The sequence below is a fragment of the Actinophytocola sp. genome (genome assembly GCF_045807065.1).
Classification (GTDB): domain Bacteria; phylum Actinomycetota; class Actinomycetes; order Mycobacteriales; family Pseudonocardiaceae; genus Actinophytocola.
This window is the reverse complement of sequence record NZ_JBJMIE010000080.1, coordinates 1-4,344: the sequence shown is the minus strand read 5'-3', so window position 1 is coordinate 4,344 and position 4,344 is coordinate 1. Positions and strand designations below refer to the sequence as shown.

Genomic DNA, 4,344 nt, shown 5'->3' with positions numbered 1-4,344 from the left:
CCCGGCCGACCCAGCGGACAAACCCGACGCCAGCCCTGCCGCCGAACCAACCACCCCAGAGACAGGCCCAGCCGCCGAACCAGAACCCCCGACCCAATCCCCCACCCCGCCAGCCGACCCAGCAGACACACCCGACACCAGCCCTACCACCAAGCCAACCACCCCAGAGACAGATCCAGCCACCGAACCAGGCCCTTGCCCCGCAGCCACGTCACTCGCCGGCCGAACCATGGCGCTCGACGCCGCCCCCGCAACCGGACCAGCAGCCCCGGCATCGGCGATCGCGGACCCAGGTCCCGAACCAGGCACCACCCCTGCCACCGGGACAACCGCCGCAGCGCCCACCTCACCCGAGGCGAGCCCCACCACCGAACCAACAGCCCCGCCGACCCCCACCGCCGCATCGGCCCTCGGCCCCACCGCCTCACCCACCAGCCCAACCAGCACGCCCGACGCAACCCCTGCTACCGGGACAACTTCACCAGCGCCCACCACACCCGACGCGAGCCCCGCCACCGGGACAACAGCCCCGCCAGCCCCCACCGCAGCGTCAGCCCCCGGCCCCACCGCCTCACCCACCAGCCCAGCCGGCATGCCCGACGCTGGTCCTGCCACCGAATCAACGGCCCCCAACGCATACTCGACTCCCGGACCAAAACCCGGCCCCACGACCGAACCCGCCAACCCGGCGGTCACACCCGACGCCGGCCCTGCCACGGAACTGACGGCCCCCGACATCGGCTCGGCACCTGAGCGAGCCCTCGCGGCTGGACCGAGTGCCCCATCGGCTCTCATCGTCAGCTCAGGTCCCGCGCGAGGAACCAGGCCAGCCACGGGGCTCACTACCCTGGCGACGGCAGCCGGCGGTTGCCCTGCCACCGAGCCGAGTTGCCCCGCACCACCCATCCCCGAGCCGGAACCCGGACCCGCTGACCCGGCACCCTGCGGCACATCCGAAGCCCCAGCAGTGTCCACCGACTCGGGTCCTGGACGGGTAACCAGTTCGGCCACCGGACTTCCGACGACAACCGTCCTCATTGGACCAACCGCCACCAAGTCCAACGTCCCCCCGGTGCCCGGCGCCGGCTCGGCCTCCGACGTGGACACCGGTTCCGATATCGGGCCGAACGCCCCGCCAGGCCCTGGCGTGAACCCGCCAGCCGACGCCAGATCCGTAGAGCCACCCGGATCAGTCGCTCCTGTCGCCGGGTCGAACGTCTCGGTGTCACCCGCCGTCGGCTCAGGTGTCAGGTCCACCGCCGGTTCTGGTGTGCTGGCGGCGCTCGGGGGGTCGAAGTAGACGGTCGGTCTCTCGTCGGCTGTCCAGACTGGTTCTTGGGCTGTCCCGTTGAACCAGTCCTCCACCTCGGTGGCCTGTGTCTCCATCCGGTGGGCGTCGGCGGTGTCGGGTAGGTGTTGTTGCACGACGTGGGTCAGTTCGTGGGCCAGTGCGGCCGCGCCCGGGCCGTCGTCCAGGGGGCCCATCGTGTCGGGGACGTGGGGGACTCCGGCCACGGTGAAGCCTCTGGCGTTGAAGGCTTCCGCCACTCGGTCGACGGCCGGGCCTCGACGGACCGTCACGCCCGAGGTGTCCACGCCCAGTACCCGGGTCAGCTTCGCGGACACGGCGGCTGGTACCGGACGCTCCGTCACGTCCGCGTCCAGTACCAGTTCCGCTGGTTGCGGGATCTGGTCGTCGCGGGCGAAGTCGACCGCCCGGCGCGGGACGGTCGCGGCTTCCGGCGCCGGCAGTTCTCCGGCCATCAGCTGGTCCTTCACGCGGTACGCGTTGTGCAGGAAGCTCGACGGGAGCCATGGCTGCGCCGGCGCCACCGGTGGGCCCACCGCGTCCGGTGTCATCGTCGTCAGCACGCCTCGGCTCGGGAGCTCCCTCGGCTGCGGGGCAGGCTCCGCAACGGGCTCCAGCACCGCCGGTACCGCGGTCGCCAACCCGCTCACCCGGCCGGCCGGACCCACCCCGACGTCAGCGCGCCGGTAGCCCATCGGCCGGTCGACCACCGTCATCGACGTGCCCACCTCGACGGTGCCGCCCCCCGGCTGGAGGACGGGCACCAACACCGGCACCCGCGACCACGCCGGCCGCCGCCGCACCGGCGACCCGGAACCGCCGGAACCACCGGCGACGACACCACCAGAACCAGCACCACCCGAACCGCCAGCAGCGGCACCGCCAGAACCACTGTCAGCCAACCCGGCGACAGCGCCAACCGAGCCCGGGTCGAGTCCGTCAGGCCGCCGCGACCCGCGGCGGAAGGGCCACCAACGCATGTCAGTCCTGCCATCCTGTGCGGTCCGGATCGTTGATGCGGTCGTTGATGCCGCTGATCTCGGTGATCACGCGCGCCCGGCTGAAGTGGTCCAGGTCCACGATGGACTCGACGGACCAGTGGAGGTGGTAGGCGATGTACACCACCTCCGCCCACAGCTGGTCCGTGCGCTCGTTCATGGCGTGCCCGCGACGTCCACCAGGAACTCGTGCCGGCACTGCGGACACGCCACCTCCGCCTCGGTGTGGCCGCGTTGGTTCACCCGCCGGTACAGATCCTGCAGGAACGCGAGGTCCGACGCGAACAGGTGCTCCACCACGAACCGGTCCACCTCGGCGAGGGTGCCGAGGCGGGTCACCGTGCGCATGATGAGGAAGACCGAGAGGTAGGCCGCGTTCTGGCGCACCATCGGCTCGTTGTGCGCGGTGAGCTCGTCCCGCGCGGTCGCGAGCCGCAGCAAGCCGTTGCGGTGGACCGTGCCCTGCTCGTCGACGTACCCGCGGGGCAGCACGAACGGGTACTCGGTGCGCAGGACGGGCTCGGCGACGGCGGTCACTGCGCCCCACCCGTCGCCCCGATCGCCGCCCCGCCCGGGGCCACCTCGATCATCTCGCACGTCAGCGTGACGGTGGCGATGATGGCCTCACTGCCACCCGCCTTGAACCCGCCGAGCTCCAGTTTGGACGGCCACGCCATGTGCAGCGTGTAGAACTGCTGCGTGGCTCCCGCGGAGTCCTTCAGCATCAGCGTGCAGCCCCGGCGCGCGTCGGGTTTGCCGGCGAGGGCGTCCGCGTGCCAGGCCCACAGCGTCATGTCCTGGTCGACGCCACGCTTGAGTACGACGGTCGCCGGCTTGGTCTTGCCGAACTGCTTGGCGAGCGTCACACCGTTGGTGCCGCTGCTCATGTACTCCGCCACCTCGATCTCCGACGTGATGCCACTCATCTCGGAGAACGTGATCTCGCCGTTCTTGCCGTCCTTGTCGAACTGGACGACGAACCGGGCCGCGCTGACCAGTCCGCCCGTGCCGGTGCTGGCGTGCGTGCTGCGGGGAAGGCCGGATGTCATCGGTCACACTCCTGTCGTGATTCCTGAAAGGACGGTCATTCCTCCAGCGCGCCGCCCTGCGGCAGCTGGGAGATGCGGAACACCACGAACTCGGCGGGCTTCACCGGCGCCACCCCGATCTCGACGACCAGCTGCCCGGAGTCACGGCTGTCCGGCGGGTTGTTCTCGGCGTCGCACTTGACGAAGTACGCCTCCGCCGCGGCGTTGCCGACCAGCGCGCCGGTGCGCCACACCCGGTGCAGGAACGAGCCGACGACCCGGCGCACCGCGGCCCACAGGTACTCGTCGTGGGGTTCGAACACGACCCAGTTGGTGCCGTTGAGGATGGACTCCTCGATGAAGTTGAACAGCCTGCGCACGTTGAGGTAGCGCCACTCCGGGTCGGACGACAGCGTCCGCGCGCCCCACACCCGGATCCCCTGGCCGGGGAACGCGCGCAGGCAGTTCACGCCGAGCGGGTTCAGCAGCTCCTGCTCCGCCCTGCTGATCACGGTCTGCAGCGACACCACACCACGCAGGGTCTCGTTGGCCGGCGCCTTGTGGACACCGCGGCTGGCGTCGTTCCGCGCCCACACGCCAGCGATGTGCGCGCTCGGCGGCAGGCTCACCTTGGTGCCGGAGCCGGGGTCCATCACCTGCACCCACGGCCAGTACAGCGTGGCGAACTTGCTGTCGTAGCCGGCGAACTCGGTCCGCCAGTCCCGCACCTGCTGGGAGTTCATGCCCGGCGGCGTGTCGAGTATCGCGACCCGGTCCGACATCCGCTCGCAGTGCGCGATCATGGCGAGCTGCACGGCCTTCACCACGTCCGCGTCGACCAGCCCGCGCTGGTAGGCCGACATCAGGTCCGGCATCGCGATCATGGTGATCTCGTCGATTGCCTCGAAGCCGCCGAGGCCGGTGCGTTCGATCGGGTCGCCGACGTAGGAGGTCGCCGACAGCTCCGCCTCGGCAGGCAGGCTGGTCGCGAACGGCACGACCGCGTCCT

At 70.8% G+C, this 4,344-nt stretch carries 5 protein-coding genes; all 5 read right to left on the bottom strand.

Annotated elements, in window-relative coordinates:
* Positions 1-1,764, bottom strand: a 1,764-nt coding sequence (locus tag ACJ73U_RS04535; protein ID WP_407776238.1) for a DUF4157 domain-containing protein, incomplete at its 3' end; no start/stop codon positions are given.
* A gap of 526 nt (positions 1,765-2,290) precedes the next feature.
* The gene (locus ACJ73U_RS04530; protein ID WP_407776237.1) at positions 2,291-2,467 is read right to left on the bottom strand and encodes a DUF6760 family protein; all 177 of its coding nucleotides are present in this window, start codon (positions 2,465-2,467) and stop codon (positions 2,291-2,293) included.
* Positions 2,464-2,844, bottom strand: a complete 381-nt coding sequence (locus tag ACJ73U_RS04525; RefSeq protein ID WP_407776236.1) for a phage tail assembly protein — start codon at positions 2,842-2,844, stop codon at positions 2,464-2,466. Before ACJ73U_RS04525 ends, ACJ73U_RS04530 begins: the two co-directional genes overlap by 4 nt.
* The gene (locus ACJ73U_RS04520; protein WP_407776235.1) at positions 2,841-3,356 is read right to left on the bottom strand and encodes a phage tail protein; all 516 of its coding nucleotides are present in this window, start codon (positions 3,354-3,356) and stop codon (positions 2,841-2,843) included. The genes ACJ73U_RS04525 and ACJ73U_RS04520 overlap by 4 nt, the downstream gene beginning before the upstream one ends.
* 35 nt (positions 3,357-3,391) lie before the next feature.
* A partial coding sequence (locus tag ACJ73U_RS04515) for a phage tail sheath family protein (protein WP_407776234.1) occupies positions 3,392-4,344 on the bottom strand: 953 nt, incomplete at its 5' end.

Excerpts from the sequence above, each read along its gene's own strand:
- ACJ73U_RS04530 (WP_407776237.1), bottom strand. The coding sequence starts at position 2,467 with ATGAACGAGCGCACGGACCAGCTGTGGGCGGAGGTGGTGTACATCGCC.
- ACJ73U_RS04520 (WP_407776235.1), bottom strand. The coding sequence starts at position 3,356 with ATGACATCCGGCCTTCCCCGCAGCACGCACGCCAGCACCGGCACGGGC.